A 21442-nucleotide genomic window follows, 5' to 3' on the forward strand; every position below is an offset into this window, starting at 1 on the left:
TAAATTGATTTTCCTATTTATTATTATCCAAATACAACCAACCCGCTTTTCGGTGTGATGTACCTAAACCATCTTGATAATCAAATATATAATAATACGTTCCTGTTGGCAATTTTTCTTGTTTTTGTATCGTTACTCGTCCTGTTGAGTATCCATTGAACGAATTATCATAGCCTTCTTTTTCGAATACCAATACGCCCCAACGATTGAATATCTTCAATATATTATTTGGATAACATTCGATTCCTTCTATTACAAACTTATCATTATGTCCATCTCCATTAGCCGATACTCCGTTGTAGAATACTAACTCACAACCATCTAACACATCTACCGTTACTGTGGCTGTATTCGAACAACTTGTAGGGTTAGATACTTCACATATCGTATAGGTTATCGTATAAGTTCCTGCAGGTGTATTGGGTTTTACTCGTACACTTCCGTCTGAATTGATTTCCAATTCATTAGTTGGTGTTGAACGAATCGTAACTACCGATGATGTAGGTGTATTTCCATTCAATGTATCATTGGTCAATACATTTAAATTAGGAACTATACCCCCTGGTTTTCCATTAACTTTGCTTGTACTTATATCATCAGTAGCTGATATATCTGTTACCACAATTTTGATAATTGATGGAGTGCGCGTACAAAGCGATGTTCCTGTTTCACAAATTGTATATTTGGCATTGTACGTACCTACCGGAGTACCTGCCGGTACAATTACTTTTCCGTCAGGAGTCAATGTAAGACCTGTAATGCCTCCCGTATCTTCTAACGTTATTGTAATATTACCACTATTCGCTGCTCCAATTATTCTTCCATTCAAAGCATCATTATCCAAAATGTTTTCCAACGTACCTCCATTTTTACTATTTATCGGTGTAGATGAATAATCATCACTCTGTGAAGTTATCGTTGGTGAAACTTGAATAGTTATCTTGGCGGTATCGCAATTAGTTGTACTTCCTACTTGACAAACCTTGTATGTAAAGGTATATGTGCCTATTGGTGTATTTTGTGCTACCGTTATTTTACCACTTGCTACATCTACAACAAATGGATTAGTTCCTGTAAATGGCGTACCATCTCTTTGTATATCATTGTTGATTGTTACTGATAAGTTTGTTCTATCCGATGCGTTTCGAATACTTGAACCATTAACAGTATCATTGTCAAAAATATTCAAATCTACACCCGATTTTTTCACAACACCTCCATCTACTGTACTTATTACGTCGTTGTTTGCATCATCTACCAAGTCAATTGACAATGAGCTTACTACTACTTTAACTTCTGCGCTATCGCAAATACTTGGATTTGCTTTATCACAGATTTGATACTTAATCGTATATGTTCCTGGTGTCGCTCCCGATGGAACGGTTATCGTACCATCTGTATTTGCTGTAAAGCCTGTTGGTATCGTTGTCGTATCCCAAGTCAAATCTACATTGCTTGTTGTAGCAGAAGTTCCGTTTAGCGTATCATTTGTAAGTACGCTTGGTACCGTGCCTCCTGCATTGCCAATGGTTGAAGTTGGATCATCTACCGCATCGATAGTGCTTACTACTACTTTAACTTCTGCGCTATCGCAAATACTTGGATTTGCTTTATCACAGATTTGATACTTAATCGTATATGTTCCTGGTGTCGCTCCCGATGCAACAGTTATCGTACCATCTGTATTTGCTGTAAAGCCTGTTGGTATCGTTGTCGTATCCCAAGTCAAATTTACATTGCTTGTTGTAGCAGAAGTTCCGTTTAGCGTATCATTTGTAAGTACGCTTGGTACTGTTCCTCCTGCATTGCCAATGGTCGAAGTTGGGTCATTTACTGCATCGATGTTTATCACTTTTATAGTTGCTGTTTGTGTCTTTTTATTTCCGAAACTATCTGTTGTTTCAAAGGTTACAACTATATTTCCATTTGTACAAACATCGGCTGGTTTTACATAATTGTTCGTAACGCTTGTTGCTCCTACGCAAGCATCATTTGCTGTTGCCAAGGCTAACCAATTCGCAACTTTGGTATCAAATGATGTATCTCTACAACCTATTGTCAAATCTGCTGGAACTGTTAGCACTGGTGCTACGGTGTCGTCTATTGTTATAGTAACTGCCACTCTATCGCTTTCACAACCCGATGCATTTATTTGACTAACATATTTGGTTACAACTGTTTTTGTTGATACTTTTTTATCTACTTGCGGAACTGTTGTTACAAAAACTGATGTTGTTGCATCTTCATACCAACGCAATGTGTTTCCTACGCTTGCTGTTGCTGCAAAAGCTACCATTTCAGTATTGCTTGTTGGGCAAACGGTTTGTGAAGTTACAGTTGGTACAGCAGGTTTTGCTAACTGGGCTTGCAACGTAAAGGCTGGCGAAGCTACCGATTCGCAAGTACCTGATTTTGCTTTTACCGTAATGTTTGCGCCTGTTGGCAAGCCAGATACTTTTCCGTCCGATGCGATATTTACACCAGTTAATACACTTCCGCCCGAAGTAAATTCATACGTGTAAGAAGCATTGTAATTTGTTATCGTTGCTACCGAAGCATCATTACAAGTGGCTACACTTACGGTTACTGTCGGTACGGCAGGAAGTGCTTCTATTTCAATAGTTACTGCAACTCTACCGCTTTCACAACCTGCCAATTTGGGGTCTTTACTTATTTGGCTAACATATTTTGTTGCAATACCTACAACACTTTTATCTACTTGTGGCACTGATGTCAATGCGGTGGTAGTAGTTGCATCATCGTACCATTTCAATTCGTGATTTGCATCAAGAGCAGAAACTTCACTACCAAATGAATACATTTCTGAGGTTGCCGTCTTACAGAATTTTTTAGGAGTTGTTGGCACCACAGGATTTTTTATTCCTGATTGTGGTGTAATGTGCTGAATTACGCTTTCACATTGACCTGGCTGGGTTCGTGTATAACCATACATTTTATTATTGATTAAAACAATCGTACCATCTGTTATTTCTGTATCTTTTTCACCGGAAGCTTTTAAATTATATACCCGTATTGTTCCTGATTCTGCAGCAGATATTCTTGTTTTAAGTTCTCCAAGAGTTGGCGCTTGACAGAAAGGCTCATGTGATAAATACCCCCTATCCGATGTTTGTCCATTTGTAACATTTATTGTCGTTTTCGACTTACAACTTCCTTTTACAAACTCTATATCATATTGATGACCCGCAGTAATTGTTGATGGTACTGTTGTTGTCCCTGTTTCATAAATATTTACTGCATCTACTTGACTACTATTTGTAATACGGGTTTTTAATTCACCCAAAGTAATTGTTCCACAAATAGTTGTATCTGAAATTATTGGGATAGGTAACATAACTAATGTTACTGAAATATCTACTTGCTTACTTTCACAACCCCCTTGCAGTGAACTTACTTTATAAGTTCCCGAAGAAAGTAACTCTGTATCTTGTAATTCTACTCCCAATCGATAAACCTTAATCATTGACGGAGTAGCACTATTGACACGTTTTTTCAAATCTAATACACTTGATGTACCACAGAATGTCTGCGCCGAAACCACTGGTCCTGCCGGTGCAGGAGTTACCGTTACTTTTACTTCTTGGGTTGCTACGCAACCATTGGTACGTGTAATAGTTACCTTATAAGTGATTTCTTTATTAGTTGTAAGCGATGCTCCCGTATATCTAAAAGTTGGAGCTTTGACATTCGTTCCTCCCTGCAAATAAGCTAAATCGGCAGGATTAGTCGCTGTCCAAGTATAACTTGCATAGTTAGGCAAAGCAACTGTTTGGAAAGCTTTACTTTCTGTCCCACAAACGCTCATATCGGGAACTAATCCTGATATTGGGTCAGGTGCAGGTGCTTTTACTGGCGTACCATCACACAAACAATGATTGTCTGCTCCTGATATTTTCAAATACATACGACATACCTGATTTTCATCTAAATCAAAAGTACTTGTTTGTCCTGTAAGGGTCACTCCCGCTCCCACCGAAATAGAAGAAAGTGCAAATGTACTTACTTTTTCAGTATCTTCAGTACGACCATTATTATTGGTATCTACATATAAACTTATATTTAGATTTCCAGTATAACTCGTAGTAGAACTATTTTTAACATCATAAGTATAAGTAACTTTTTCTTTGCCTGAAACAATTTGTGAAGTTACTCTCAAATTCTCAATAGTGAGGTTTGCTCTATCTACTTTTACCGCTACTTTACCTTGTTGCGTTGTGGTTATAATTGTAATTGGAGGGCAAGTAGGTGGTGTTTTACCTGGGCAACTTACTCCTGAAGCTACATCAGTGGTATAGAACGAAATTTCCTTAGTAGTAGCACAATCCAAAGCGGTTCCTGATTTTTGTTTTATACGAATAGTATATGTAAAATTATCATCATTTTTCATTCCCAAAGGAATTTTGATATGCACTTGCTGGTCTCCGTTAGGAGCAGTTATAGTACCTGAAAAAGTAGGGTCTGTAAATGAACCTATTTTAGTTCCTACTGTAAATGAACCTGTAATATATTCAAAACCAGCAGGAATTACTATAACTACTTCTCCATTAGCACCAGTAGTAAAACCAGGTGTTGCTTGGATAATATGTTTTCCTTCATACATAGCTCCATTAGCATCGCACAAGTTTGCATTTCCACTTTTATATATTAACGTATTATTTACTGAATAACTATTACCCGTAACGCCATCAATACCAGCAGTAATAGTGCTTACTCGGTTTCCTGTGATGGGGTCACCACACATATTTTTACCAGTAACCTGAATATCAAACGAAGAACCCGCTACGAAGTTACACTCTGGTTGTACATTGAATTCTATTTTTACTTGTCGTTTATTCAATTCTGTGGTTCCTAAAGTACCAGGCAATCCTGTTGCAGGATACTGAGGATGCTGACTTAAATCAAATTCAACATTCGATCCCGTTGGGTTAGCAAATGGGTGCCAAGTACCTGAATCAAGAGGATATTCCATTCTGAAACCAGTAATTTTGATACCTGCTGCCAATGCCATTTGCATTTTAGGCTCAGTAATAACTCCTTCACCTGCACTATTAAGAATGTAGGTGTATTTGTTATCCTCACACATTTTGAGTTTTGCTCCCGAAGCAGGCGAACCTGCTGCTGCCGAAACTTGTATTTCACTACTAACAGGATTTAAAGTGTATTGAACATTTGAAGCACTACACGCTCCTTCCCCGTTGTAGCTTCCTGTTGGGAAAGCACCGCAGTTCCAACCTGCGTGAATTACCAAAGTTGAAGTATTACAATTGGTCAGTTTTAGTTTGATTTTGTAATTTTTAGACTGTCCAGCAGTTAAACCTGTCGCATCTAAATGATACATTTTCTCTCCTGTTACGCCCGCTTGCGGAGTAATTACACTTCCCGAAGAAACATCAGTAAGGCTAAGTACTTCTATTCCAGTGATATTTGGAATAGAAATCCAAGTGTAAGGAGCTACAGATTTTCCGTGTGTATTGGTAAGTTTTACTTCTATTTCTTCCTCTATTTTAGTTATTTTTAGATTGGTATTACCTACTGCCTGTACGCTCAAAGTTGGCTTTTGAGTAAGTTGAATTGCTTTGTCTTGTTTTGAGACATCTACAGAATGAATACTTCTTCCTAATGGATATGCATAATAATAATCCTCATAAGTAACCTCCAAAGTACCTCTTTCGGCTGTAGAGTCTTTTGTTTGTCCTTCTATGGAGCCACAAGAAGCTTGTATATATGGGCGAATATAAGCACTATATCCATTTTCCGCAGTTAAAGCCCCTGGTGCTAAATACCCTACGCTACCTTTTGGTGGGTTGGTATAAACATAAATCACCTTATCGCCCGCTGTAGTTATAGAAAGATTTGGACTATTCAAGGGGATATTCATTGTTGGACTAAAATCACTTCCTCTGGAAGAATTTAATCTGTATTCAAATTCTAATTTTTTAATAGTATACGTTTTTGGAAGAGTAATGGTAAAGGTTTTTATGAGTCGATCTGGTCGGAATTCATTTCGGAAGACAATTCCCGATGAATTAAAACGACGCGCCAAGTAACTCATGTTATACCCAATGGCTCTCTCCTCACACCCCTCCACAAGAAAATCATTACTTCCATTTATGGTATAAGTTCCTGCAGTGTAAAAATCGGGGATAATCGGCACTCCACAATAATATTTTTTATTATCTGATGGTTTCAACATATAAAAGTGAGAAGAATTCCCGACCAATACATCTTGATTATAAGCATACTGAGCATCTACTGTATAGGAAGCCACAATAGTAAATTTATCATCTTGTAAGAGTCCACCAACAGGAAGCACTGAACTCAAATCCCAAGTAATGCGTTTTTTTTGTCCTTCATTAGCCACTGTAGCTACTGCATCTGTTAGTATTTGTTCTGTTCCTATTTGAGTTCCTCCACGAGAAAATTTTACTTTTATATTAAGAGGTTTTAAAGAAACTTTATCTTCTGTTAAGAAAGTATAGTATAGATTATCTGTTGTACCTCTATTTTGTCTTCCTTCAGCGGTAATTTCAATATCATCTAAATACAACGAACGCTTCAAATCAATTGGATCAACACTGGTAGCCGTAGCACGTGTGGTCATTGTATGGTCTGTCCAACCAAGCGAATTATCAGCTCTACGTCCCGAAGTTCGTTCAATTACAGGACCTTCGTCTGTACAAGTTTGCGGACAGATAAAACGGATATTTTTTTGAGCACAAACCATTTTAAGAACACAAGTTTGTCCATTGTTTTCTTCTACATAATTGATATTGTACTTAATTGGGCGCTCTCCCAAACCTCCTGTACAGTCGTTGGTGAAGTCCATCGTTACATATTCCATTATAATATTAGATCTTTTAGGTCCCGAAATAATAACCTTATTTCCATTTTGAGTAACAGTTGGTGAAGTTGAAAGTGGAGTCCCATTCCTATCTGTCCATTTTATGTTACTAACTTTAAGTCCCGCAGGTAATTCAAGTTCATACTGAATATATTTTTGAATATCGGAGCCACCTCCTTTTTTAACATCAGAAGAAGTAAAAGTACTTCCCCCGAAACTAAAACCTCCTGCAATGGTCACATTTTCGCCTAACACTTGTGGAAAAGCAGAACTATCTGACATTCCGTGAAGTGAGCGCGTAAGAACTGAAGTACCCATATTAGGTTGTCCTTCAGCAGAGATTACTGTATTACAATTATTAGTGTATCCAAATTGGATTACCCGTGCCACTGAAAAGGTTTTGTTAAATGGCAGATCACCCACACAATTAACAGGTGTTTCTTTTTTGAGATAAATTCGAAGGGTAATTTCTTGTTGTGATGCTAAATCATTATATTTCCCTTCACCGTCTAAATCAGAAAGTCCTGAAAGATTTTCCTTACCCGAAACTAATGTAGCAGAAGAAAAATCTGCTGTATATATTTTCTTATATTGGTGTGTTGTAGTAGGAATTAAAGTCCCCACAACTTCATTATGATTTGCTGAATTGAGTAGTTCAATTTTATCTGGAATATACAAAGCAGCTGTATTTACATACGATTCATGAATACGAATATTTAGATTCCGCATAGCTGAAGCTATACTCATTGTAGTTCCTTCATTTTTATAAGTAATAACATATGACCCTATATAGGTATCACAAATTCCTTTAGAGGAAGGAATAAAATAAGTTTTATTAGGATTCACCTGCATATTCAACTTAGGTGCTCCCGTAGGTGCAGTAACAGAGCGTGTTGCACTATTTTCTTGATAAAGATTATTAGCAGATTCTCCCCAACCTGCACTATAAATGATATTCTGAGTACCACAAATATTTACATTATATTCGTGGTTTATGGTAATAGTGGCATTATTTTGAAGTCCTCCACCCGTTAAGTGTGTGAGTTGGTTTCTTTTTATTTCATAATAATAACGATTCCCTGACTGATTTGTAGGTGTAAGGTCAGTTCCGTTAAAAGAAATTTTATTATGAGTAATCCCTGCTGGATATTCTACATAGAAATAAATATGGTACAAGGTAGTATTTCCTCCATTGCGAATTTGAAAAGTTTGCATGCCACTTGCCCCATAAGCATTAGTATGAGCAGCGACATTTTGTACAGATATTTCTGGATAAGCAAATACATAGTCGTTAGAATTCTCCTGACGATTTGAAGCAATAACTACAACTTTATCTTTGAGCTTAACCCCACCTCTGGCTTTTTCATAAGCCGTTTTGGAAGCTTTTTTCTCAATGGTAAAAGTTACCGAACTTCCTGTAAGAGTAAATTCAGGTTTGTTAAGGTCAGAAATATTAGATTCTACTACTATTCCTCCTGTGATATTGGTTATAGTTCCTGCTTTGTAGGTAACTCCCTCAGGAAGGGTAACTCGCACCTGAGTACTGCCTGTAATGCCCGTTACACTAATCTCTAATGTTCCAAAGCTAAACTGGTCAGCAATATTAAATCCTGTGGAAGCCTTAGCTCCTCCTGGTGGAACTGACTGCCCAAAGGAAAATGAAGTAGCTCCCAAAAAGACTACCATCAAAATAATCAAATATGAAATTGTTTTTTGCATGTTTTCAAATATTTCTTTCTGTCGCATGTCCATTTTTATCTATATTTGGGTGCAAAATTATAATTTTTCCTGATATTTGCAAACAAAATGTAAAATATTTTTTCTTTTTTCCTTTTTTCTATTTTTAAAAATCATATTATATTGAAAATCAAAACCATAAAATAACATTTTCATAACTTACTTTATTTTATATTTTCTTTCATTACAAATAAAGGCAAAACAAATATTAAATATCTATAGAAAAAATTAAATATTTTAAATGTCTGTCAATACAAAAAACAACCCCACTAAGGGGTTGTTTTTATGTTTAATATTCTTACTTTATATTATCTATACAATGTAAAGTGTCCTTTGAATACTCTATCATCGTCTGGTTCTCTCAGGTGAAGGATAAACCAATAGTCTCCTGTCGGCAATTCTCTACCTTGATATAATCCATTCCAACCTTGACCTGGTTTGAGTTCGGCTATCTTACGACCATAGCGATCGAATATCGTAATTTCAGCCTGTAGATAACTTTCAAGATATTTCGGATACCACAGGTCTCTATCTCCATCTCCGTTTGGAGTAAAATATCTTGGTATTTCTATATCATAGAATTCTTTTTGAATATCTATAAAATATCCACAACCATTTTGGTCTTCTACATACACGCGTATTGTTTTAATATCTCTGCCTGTTACAGGATCTTTCACTCCGTGATCACCTTTCTGTACAAGATAGGTCAATGTTTCAGTTGGAGCAGTTGGGTCAAAATCTATAACCTGATTATAGAAGGCTTTGATATCATCAACTTCTGTATAAAGAGGTTTTGCAAAATACACTTTATAGGCTTTCTTACCACCACTTACCTGAATCTTAATCTGATTGATTTCAGTAGCTACTGTGGCGTTCGTAATGGTAAGTGCTGTACTATTCTCAATAGTAAATGTTGGTGTTGCCTTTTTAACACAAGAACCATAGTGTAATTGTATCGTATGTAATCCATCTGCAAGGAAGCCTATTTGGTTACCCGTAGGTGTACCACGTACTTCAATTACAGCGATATTATGCGACTCAAATCGAGTGAAATTTACTGGTGTTGATGAATTATCTAACGTATATTTCAATCCAGAAGTAGCACTCCAATGATATTTTTGGTTACCATCTTTGTCTTCTGTTCTGAGGGTTACATAAATATCGTATGTAGGTCTTTCTCCATTTTTCGTATCGTTACACTGATAGAACACTTCTATTTTTGATGGGTCTAAGTTTGGTGCATCTTCAACAATAAATAGTTTTTCTGTTTTACAACCTGCATCGTCAGTAACTTCTATAATGTAAGAACCTGGTGCTAAGTTTGTTACGCTTTGAGTTGTAGCTGCTGGAATATTCGTTCCGTTGGCTTTACTTAATTTGTTAGCATCTCCTTGTTCGTAAATTGTATAACTATACGCAGCTGTACCTCCTTTGATTTCAAAAGATACACTACCATCTGTTTGACCATAGCAAGAAATACCTCGTGCTGTTATTTTATCAATTTCTATTGGGTCTGGTTCTTTTATTTCAATTCTATCAGTTACCACACAATTGTATTGTGTATCACGAACTACGATATTGTACCAGCCTGCTGCCAAATTCGTAAATTGATTATTAGTTGTAAATTTGGTCAAATCTGGTGAAATTGCATATTCGTAATTTCCTGAACCACCTGTTACATTCAGTTGGAAACTTCCATCGGTACCATTATAACACTTCACGTCAGTTTTCTGAATTGGTGTATGCAAGGTCAAGACTTCGCGAGGTTCAATTGTTGCCTCTACTTCTGCGGTACAAGTTTTATGACTATATTTCTCACGAACTACTACAATTACGTACGTTTGTGGCGCACTTCCTACGGGAACAGCTGGGAAAATAAATACCGGATTGTTCGTATAGGTTGGTGTTGTAGGTGGTGTCGTTCCTTTCAGATAATAATAGAACTTGACATTGGCTACTTCGCTCGGATTTACAGACAAAGTTACTCTGTTACTCATCACGTTCGTTCCATTACAAGTATATTCTACCTTAACACTCGGTTGCAAATCAACACCTGCTTGTATTTCAGGAAGCGGTACTTCTAATGGGTCACAACCCTTATCATCACGTACCCATAATTTGTTAGTTGTTCCTGCTCGAAGCCCTGTAATACCTACACTATTGTCATAACGTAGCCATGTTGTTTGGTCGAATGAATATTCATAGTATTTAACTGCTGGAGTTACCGAACTATCTACAAAAGGTCTACCACCTATTATTGAAAGTTTAAGCTCACCATCAGAAGCTCCTAAACAACCTTCATGAATTACACTACCTGGAGTTACCACCGCACTAAATACTGGTGGTTCAGTAATTGTAAAGGTAAATATATCAACACCTAACGCATTTCCATTTTCGTCATAAATTTCTGACGGGCGACAACCATTTTGGTCTTGCATTATCACTTGATAAACGCCTGGTGCCAAGTCGGTAAATTTACCTCCGTTATCATAGAATCTATCTAAGCGTGGTGAGATTGCATATCGAAACTCACGTGCTGTACCATCAAGCAATGTACCTCCTGATTTGAGCGTAATGGTAAATTTACCATTACTTAATCCGTTACAAGTTACATCGGTTTTAATTCCTGTTACCTCATAGCGTGGCTCTTCGGTTATTGTTATTACAGCACTTCGAGCAGCAGTACAGGCTCCTTTGGTTACCTGAACAATATATTGACCTGCTTTAAGGTTTTCAAAAATACCTGTCAAGTTTGTTGGTACTCCTGCTATTGGAGTTCCTGCTCCATCAAGTAACTGATAGGTATAATCACCCACTACACTACCTCCGGTAGCTGTAGCTTCTATTTTACCTGAAGCATCACCATTACATTTGATATGTGATACAGTAGCCTGAGCTGTTATTGCTAATGGTTTTACAGCATCTATTGAAATTGTATTGGTAAATCCTTCACAATTATTACTATCTGTTACTTTGTATCGGTATTTCGCCGTTACATTATCTGGTATAGAGAATGTATTGGTTGTTTGAGCTGTACCAATAGTTATCGTAATATCATCAGCATCTACACGTTGGTAACTTGTATAAGTTCCTGTTCCTCCGGTGGCATTCACTTGGATAGTTCCCGGTACGCCACAATCTGGGAAGGTTGTTATTACAGCTACAGGATTTACAGCATCATTAGTTCCTACGGTAGCTTCTAATTTAAATGGAGCTGCACAACTAAACAATGGGTCGGTTATTGTTATATAATACTCTCCTGCAATCAAGCCTGTAAAGGTTGTTGTCCCTGTTGGAGGTGTTCCTACCAATGTACCTCGTTGTGTTACAAGTAATTGATTTGTAACTTTATCATATAGAGAATACGAATAGTTTCCACTTCCTCCTGTTACATTAGATACTGTTATAGTACCATCATTACCTCCTTTACAAGTAACTGGAGTTGTTGTTGGTAAAGAACCTCCATTACCTATTTGAGTTGGAACAACTAACACAATTACATTGGTTGTTTGCTGACAACCTCCTGAATCTCTTACTTCAAGTGAATATGAAGCTGCATCAAGATTTTCATATCGTACTTGTGATGACCAACCTGTTATAGGTGTCCCATTTTTCAACAAACGATATTCATAAGGAGCACCCCAACCACCTGTTGCTGGTCCTGTTAAGGCTACTATACCATCATTATTTGAATTACCTGTACAATCTATTGATATTTTTTGCAATTCAGTAAGAGTTGCAACAATTGCATTATCAGGTTGGCGTATGTCAACTGTTGTAGTTACTTTACAACCTGTACTTGTTGCAGTTAATGTAATTTCATATGTTCCTGCCAATGACGCTGGTGGCGCACCTGGTATCGTAATTGCTGGTAATACAACTTGTCCTGTTATTGTATTTGAACCATTGTGTAATAATGTTGTGGCTCCTTGTCTTTTAACTTCATACGTATATCCATTAGTTCCTAACTCTCCTCCTACATTAAGGGTTATGTCTATCGTTGATGCTCCGTGACAAACAGGCTTAGCTGTTGCTGTAAGAGTTGGCAACTTAGCTGGTGCTACCGAATACGGAACTTCATACGTACAACCTGTATCTTTGTCAGTAATTTTTAGTTTGTATATTCCCGCACCCGATGCCAAAGGCAAGGTAAAGTGTGGTGGTACAGAACTTAATGGTGAAGGTCCCCCAGCTATTGTTCCTAACAATACAGGAGGTGATATTGCTCCCGCTGGGTTTTCAACAACATGTATCTCAAATCCTTGTACTGATGTTGTACTATTACGAGTAAATGAAATTTTCACTACTTCACCCATAGTACAAGTCATCGGTGTTTCTTGTTTTACTTCAATATCTTTTATTTTTGGCATTGTAGCTAACGGATACGTACCACTAGTTGCTCCTGGTACTCCTGTACATCCACTTGCATCAGTTACACGCCATTCGATATTTTGGTCTACTCCTATATCAGTAATAGTTACTCGATATGTTGCAGTAGGTGCGACTGGACCTCCTGTACCTGGTATATCTGCACTCCAAGTTTTACCTCCGTCTATTGAAAACTTATAAGGTGGTGTTCCTCCATTAACAACCAATATAAATTCTGTTTTATACTCTGTAGTGCCGGAAGGACTTACTGTATTGGCTGGATTTGTACAGCTAAAAGGCAATATTCCTGTAGGTCCTGTAAGAGGTGAAGCTGTTATGGCTGGTGGATTGTAAATTACCGTAGCAGTACTTACAGCTTCACAACCTCTTGCCGAAGCGACATTTACAAAGTAAGATGTTCCTGTTGGATGATTACCTCCTGCTAATCCTTCAAAAATAGCTCCTACATCTCCATTGGACCTATTAAAAGTTCTCGTCGGTTGTATTGTTATAGGCGCTGTTGAACTTCCTACACGTAGTCCTATGACATATGGACCTTGTACATTGTGTGCAGAAGGAATTGTTACTATAATTCTACCATCATTTGCACCAGCACAAGAAACATCAAATTTGTCAATCTTATATTTAGTAATATCTGGATCTTTGGCTTCATCTATGGTAACTATATGTTCTTTGGTATGACATTCAATATTTCCTGCTGTCCATAATGCTTTTCTTTCTCTATCTATAACATATACTTTATATGTTTTGTTATGGTCAAGAGAAAATGTTACTGTAGCAGTTGTTGCTGGTGGAGCTACATTAAACTCTGTTGCTGCAGAAGCTGCAATTACCGTAGCTCCAGCATTGTCTTTTACTTCATATTGATATTTACCTGAACCACTTGATACTGTAATAGTTACTTCTGCTTGCTTTGTTGTTCCTGTACACATTGCTGGTTTTGTTACCTGTACAGACGAGATAAACTCTGCAAATACAATAATTTTACTTGTTTTAGCAGCACTTTCGCAACCTGTTCCTTTATGACGAATACGTACATCTTTTTCATCATAGCCTGCTGGTACATTAAATGTATTGCTTGTTTGATAATTAGCTCCTCCATCTATTGAGTATTCATAATCCGTAACCGTAGTTGTTGGTGTTAGAGGTTCAATTCGTATTTGGTAAGGCAACGTACAATTATTAGTTACCACCACCTTAAATGTTGGCTGTGGTGCCACATTGGCTGTTACCGTAGTTGTTGCCTCACAACGATTACTATCAACTACACTTATATTAAATGTTACCGATGCAGGTGGTGCTGTCCAAAATGATGCATTAAAGTCTTGACGAGAAACGTTGATAATATTGCTATTGCTTATGATATCACGTCTTAAATTCGGGTTGGTTGAACGCAACAATCGATATACATACCCTGTTCCTGTCCCGTTTTGAGCAGTAACAGTAATCGTTGTTCCACTTGCGTTACAAGCTATATCCGTAGCTGTTGCTGTTGCTGTAATAGGTGTTCCTGATACATTTGGCATTTCAACCATTTGACTGGCTGATTTACATTGTGTTGTAATATCTGTTACTTCTATGTAATAACGGATATTTGGATTAGAAGGGATTCCTGTTATGTTTATTTTCATTCCATTATTAAAGGCAACATTACTACCACTTGTTGGCGCCACACTAGGTGTTGTTACGTTACTTTCTACTCCAGTTGTCAAATCAACTTGTTTTAGTTGCCAGTTGATTAACGTAGTTGTTGGCATGCCTCCTGTTAGAGTGAAATCTATTTGTCCTGTTGTTCCTGATGGCGGACACGGAGCAAATACTTCTGGTGAAGCAATAATACTTGGTTTTGGTATATTTGTATTTGTAAGGTCTATGGTAACCGAAGTATAACAATAGTCTGATGCTGTCGGTGTTGTTATATTTGTTGTTGTATAACGTGCCCAGATTACATACTGACGACCTGCGATAAGTCCGCCTGTTGGTTGATTACCTGCTGCACCAAACACATACGGATGACGATTGGTTGAGGTTGCTGTACCTGAGGTTGTCCAAGTGGTTGCATTACGCGAATCTAACGCATATTGTACATTGTAGTAGGTTACTGTACCTCCCATTTGTACAGGTACGCTATAACTAACACTACAATCGGCTGTACCTTTCTGTATCTGTGCTTGAGGATAAAGCACTTCTACACCACCAGAACGTTTGGTTGTATAATTACCAAGATTGGTAGCACACAACAGTGGATAATTAGCTGTTCCTGCATTGGTCGGTGTTGTTCCCGGTTTGAAACGTCCCATCATAGGTTTTACGGTAGTTCCTTCGGCAATATTGATAAATTCATTACTTGTTTGCCAAGTAACACCTCCATCTTTACTATATAAATATACATAGACTTCACCATTTTGATTATTGGGTGTTACATCAACATTGTCTATTTTGAAACCTAAATCTGCCTGCAAAGGATTACAAGCTGCCGGAGTTCGATTTACATCGGTTATTTTAACATCTAATTTAGGGTCTTTAATAGTTATTGTTCTATCTTTTGAACAAACATTAGCTGCTGTTCGTTTTCCTGCTGAGGCATCATCAGCACTCCATACACCAATCCAATATGTTCCGGCTGGTAGTGCATTTGCTTGTACATTACGCCCATTAGAATTGTTAAATTCTTGTATGAGTGTACCTGTCGAGTTATTTTCTCGTATTTCAATAAAGTAATTTGGTTCTCCAGTGGTAATATTGATTATAACATTACCTGTTCCTCCTGCACAATATGGATCGGTTATTTTCAAAGCATTTGACAAGTCAAGGTCAGAACGACTTGTAACTTGTTGAGTGCCCAATTTTTCTTCACACTGAGTAAGAGTTTTGTCTCGTACCCAAACCTCTACTACATAGTTTCCATTATTTGGCAAAACAAATGTATTAGAAGCCCCATATGTTTTTGCTCCCGAATTGATAACAAAAGCATACTCATAGTTAGCAGCGGTACCGCTACCACCACTGATTATAGTTGCAGTAATGCTACCTGGGTTCTGAGTACCATTACAAGTAAATGGATTAAAGAATCCAGTTATAGAGCCTACAAAACGACTATGCACTATCACTTCTTTTTCAACAAAACAACCAAACTGGTCTGTAGCCTTTATTGTCCATTGCCCTGGTGTTATATTTGTAAATATATTACTTGCATTAGGTACATACTGATTAGTAGAGCTTATTGCTCCTTGTTTTATACTATATGTATAGGTTGCTCCTGTATTATTAGGATGTGTTGTTACAGTCACTGTCAATTGAGAACCTGTGTTCGATGGACAATTTTGTTGTATATCCATTGTAGGAGCTTGACGTTGACGTAGATCAAAAGTTACACTCTTACGTGAAGTTGCTGTATTACAACCTCTTGTATCTTTCACCGTAATAGTATATATACCTGCAGAAGGTAAAGTTACATAGCCTTGTGCATCGGCTATAATTGGAGTTGCCAAGCCTCCTCCTGATACTTCATATGTATAAGGTCCTGTACCTCCTGTAACTGTCAGAATATCTGTTACTTTGATAGTTTTGGAGGTTTCTGTACAGCTTAAATAATCTATCAGACCAGAACCTTTGGGCGTAACAACAAGTTCATTGGGTTGTTTTATTGTAAAAGTAAGGTCTGCCGGGGTACATACTTGTCCGTTAAGTGTATAGCGTAGTTTAAGGGTGTAGTTACCTGGTGCTAATCCAGTAATTTCTAAATTACCCGAAGTAGCTGTTTGCCAAGCTCCCACGGTTCCAATACCATACGCATACTGATAAGACCCTGTAAAGTTGCTTATCTGTACTTGATATTTTCCATCGCTTGCTCCGTGACAAGTTACATCAGTTACCTTAGGAGTAGTACCTGGAGTTACACCAAAGGCTTTTCCTGCCTCTACAACGAAAGGAATATCTACATAGCTATCGCATATTGTAGGTTCTTGATATACATATATATCATCAACCGCCAAGTCATTACCATTGGTTACAGGACTCATACTTACAACTTCGATACGTAATGACGTAGAGGCTACAACTGGTAAGATTCCTGAAAACTCATGCCATGCATTGGGATCTTTTCCATTTACTGGAATATTTCCAGAGTCTTGTTCTGCCAAAATAGCATTGGTATTTTTATCACGAACTCTTATACGGAAAAGAGGAGGTCCACAACTTGTACAATGACACAAGTTATATACATACATACTATACTTAATCGGTTGATTAGGTAATGCATCATCTACTTCTTTAAAATAGATAGGATTATTAAAACCAATACTTCCTACATTCATTGCCAAATAACGTCCCTGAGGCAAACCTGTATGGTCATTAGGGGTTGTCCAACAACCATTACCTAGTACATTATCCTGATTAGCAGCAGAAGTAATTATATAATCCCCATCATTTATAAAATGTCCTACTCCGCTTGTAGAACCACAATGATATGCAGGATATACATTAGGATTGCATGTATTTTGTCCCTGTCCAAAATCTTCACGTATCAATACGTGTGGATTGGGAGAACTAACTGGTTTAAAATATACCCGTTTGGTATGTGTACCCACTGCATAAGGGGGTGTTACCGTATATGGAGTGGTTCTTATCCAGGTAGCTTTATTATCATACGAATATTGATAAACTGGTGTAGTAGGTGTAGTTACTACAAGAGAACCTTTCCCATCACAACCATACACTATATTATGAGTAAGTGATGGAGCTGGTAGTGGTGGATCAACGGTAATGGTATAAGTAACTACACAATTAGGATTTTTACCTCGTACTTGTATAGTATGTGTACCAGGAGCCACATTGGTAAAGTTTTTATTTGTTGTCCAATTTCCTCCATCCAGTTTATATTCATACGGATTTGTTGAATTGATAGGCTCTCCTCCTGAAGCATTTGCCACACGAATATCTGCACCCGCAGGTGGGTTGGCACATGCCAACTTGGTAACTCCAACAAATGCTTTGATAGGTCCTCCACCTTCGTCAATGGTAACCTCAATAGGTTTTTGATCTTGTGGAATAGGATCAGGTGGTACTAAAGCACCTCCAGGACCAGGTATTAAACGAATATCTTCGGGATAATAACATGTAGTTGTTCCTACGGTATAAGATACACGTGTTTGGTAATCACCCGTAGAAAGCCCTGTAAATTTATTATGAGTTTGATACGTTTGCCAAGCACCCCAAGTATTAGTTCCTGTTTTCTTACGAATACTATACTTAATATCATACTTAGTTGCCAATGCTGGGTTATTAAGAGTAAGAGTAATCGTTCCTGCTGTAAGATCACAATCAGCAGGTGTAGATGTAGCAGTAAATTTAGGTTTTTCTATTTCTTTAACTTCTATATCTACTTTATTACCACAATTATTAGCATCAACTACTTGTACACGATACTGCTCAGATGTTTGTCCTGCTGTCCAAGCATCTTCTATAGTAATGGTATAGCTAATGCGTGGAAAGGTTTTTCCTCCAACAGTTACATTACTACGTCCTGTTTCTTGCCAGGTAACTTTATTAGCATCAATAAGCGTTGTCGTTCCTTTATACACTACAAAAGAATACCCTCCCGAAGGCAATAATTCTCCTCCTTGTACAGAAATATTTACTTTACGTTCACTAACACCTGCATCACATGTAAGAGTAGGAACTCCTGCCCCTGTTATAATAAGCCCAGGTAATTCATCAAGAGTTACATTTTTAGAAACGGAACAATTTCCATTTCCTGCGGGAGTAGTAAGTGTAATGCTATATGTGCCTTTGGGTAAGGTAGTCAATATATTATGTTGTGTTGCATCAAGATGACTATCACGTATATCATTATATTGTGTAACTACTGCACTTGTTGCTGTATTTATTATTTTAATAGTATAAGGTGTTGGTATTTTGTTAGAAACCTGTACGCGAATTTCGCCGGTATTTTTGTTGGTTTCTGGGCAATTTACATTTTTAGGTATTATAGTAAGTTCTGTATTAACATCTACTTTTTCAACAGTTACTTCATTTTCATATTCACAGACATTTTTTTGGAAACGTGGATCTACTTTGGGACGAATATATATTTTATAAAGTCCTGCATCAGCAATTCCAGTGTGTTTTACAGAAGTTTGCCCCGCAGGAACATCTGTCCAATCTTTAATAACTTGTGTCCCTTTTACTATTTTATATTGATTATTTCCTCTTGGAATATTACTAATAGTTATCTCTCCTTGTTCATTACACAATATATTTTTAGCTATTACATTATAATTATAATCATTTTTGTAAGCACGGAAATAGTAATATTGCTGACAAGAAACACCATTGGCATCTGTAAAAGTAACTTCTACTGCATATTCAGTACCTGTTGCACTAGCTTGTGTTAAATTATAAACACTTCCTGTATGTAATAATTGAAATTGAGATCGATTTGCATTAGTCATTGCTACCGGACATGAAGCTGTTGGTGAAGCTGTTCCAGTATATCTGAACCATTTAACATTATTATTACCAAACGAGGTAAGATTTATCTGCTTACTCTGATTACCACACAAATACATCTGTACATATGCTTTTCCGTCATTAGCACATGTGGTAATATTGGTTGCATAAGGTATCAATGGATTATTTGCTTGTGAACCAAAATAGGTTACATTGAAAGTTTCTGTCAAACTATTTTGACAATAGGCTTGTGCTGGTAATACCGTTTTGGTAACTACATACGTACCGGGGGCAGTTACATTAAGAGTTCGTTGTGTTCCCAACACATTTGTATCTCCTTGTTTTGTCCAACGATAGGTAGCATAACCTGCTCCTGCTGTAAGAGTAGTTTCTGTACCACATAGCGTTATTTGTTGTGGTTGATTACATGTTGGATCTACTATCAAAAAATTAGTTGGTGAAGGATCTTTAGCACAATTCCCTATACCATTATAACTTCCTATTTTACTTTCAGTAGTAACTCCATTTTTAACATCTAAAGCTGCTTTATATATAATTTCAGCTTGATTTTTGATTTCGTTAGAACATACATCACGAATGGATTTACAATCAGGAATAACTTTTACATTAATAACAATAGGCTTTCCATAGTTACCTTGCCCCCCTTGTTTTAAAAGATTATCAGCTATTTTAAAAGTTATTTTCTTACGTTGTGCTCCATTGATAATAACATCTTCTATCTTATCAAAAGTAATTCCATTGGGTAAGGGTTGTTCAAAATTTGTATAATTAACATTAGCAGGTAAAATATCTTCTAAACGCGCTTGTACAGCATCATCATTTCCTACATTTTTAAACTCTAATTCATAGCGAAGTTGTTGTCCGAAAGTAACACTTTTATTGGTAAAATCTGTCCAATTACCACTCGCGTTAAGTCCCTTAAGCCCTTTACGTAACTCAATAGTAGGAGCTATTGTTTCTACCGAGAAAGCTAACGTTTGAATATAATATACATCACCATTAGTTCCCAATTCTAATTCGGCAGAAGTGGCATTATTAGTAATAACATTATTATTAGGATTAGGGAGTTCATATACATCAATATCCCAACCCAATGTATTACGAGAGTTAGGTTTACGATCCTGTACATATTGCCCATTAAGTGTAATACTTGAATCGAAAAAGTTATCCTTTGCATTAGGCAATGAAAAATTACCTTGTAAAACATTATTAATTTTAAAATAGTCTCTTACCAAATTTATATCTCCTTCAAGTGTCTGAACACCTATACGAGCTTTTACAGGACCTTTAGGAATACTCTGAAAACCAGAAATTGTATATCTTTGCCCTTGTTTAATAAATCCTTTATAGATAGTAATTTTCTTACTTAATACTGATGGATCGGAATCTTCATACACTAAAATAATTGACCAACCTCCTGAAATATTATAATTATCAGCAGGTGTTCCTGCCACGTCTGCTACCCAATATTCACCATCAAGGTTCGCAGACATTAAATTAGTAATATCAGCAAAACTATCATAATAATTCCCCGTACTATTACCATATTTTTGTACTGATGAAGCCGTTACAGTACGATATGTTGATGCACCAGGTATTTTTAATTTTACAGTATTCTCTCTTCCAGTAAGACGACCATTCTCATAATAACTCGTCCAAGTCAAATACGCTTTCTTAACTCGAACGCATGCACTATTGACAGAAGGTACTCTTAAGGTAGCACTACTTGATTGGAAAGTACTCCCATCAGTATCTGCATCTATGAATGTCATAGGAAAACCATATCCATTACTGGAATTTCCATCATATTTTTCACCTCTGTAACTTAATGTATTATTTCCTATGATAATAAAATCTCCTTTTAAACTGGCTCCTCCATTATCGTAAAGAACCTTTAGCGGAGTTTGGGCATATCCACCAAAAATCATCCCAAAAAATAGGGCAACCCATAAACGAAATTTAACTTTTGCTACTTGCATAGTT

General features: G+C 37.0%; 2 protein-coding genes. Both read right to left on the reverse strand.

Annotation, left to right across the window (positions count from 1 at the left end; all coding sequences use genetic code 11):
* Nucleotides 1–13: 13 nt before the first annotated feature.
* Nucleotides 14–8614, reverse strand: coding sequence for a T9SS type B sorting domain-containing protein (locus OO775_RS00310; protein ID WP_264844974.1), 8601 nt, complete (start codon nt 8612–8614; stop codon nt 14–16).
* A gap of 293 nt (nt 8615–8907) precedes the next feature.
* Nucleotides 8908–21438 carry a T9SS type B sorting domain-containing protein gene (locus OO775_RS00315; protein WP_264844975.1) on the reverse strand — a complete coding sequence of 4177 codons (12531 nt, stop codon included), beginning with the start codon at nt 21436–21438 and terminating at the stop codon, nt 8908–8910.
* Between the last annotated feature and the right edge of the window lie 4 nt (nt 21439–21442).

Origin of the sequence: Capnocytophaga catalasegens (genome assembly GCF_026005215.1) — a bacterium.
Classification (GTDB): domain Bacteria; phylum Bacteroidota; class Bacteroidia; order Flavobacteriales; family Flavobacteriaceae; genus Capnocytophaga; species Capnocytophaga catalasegens.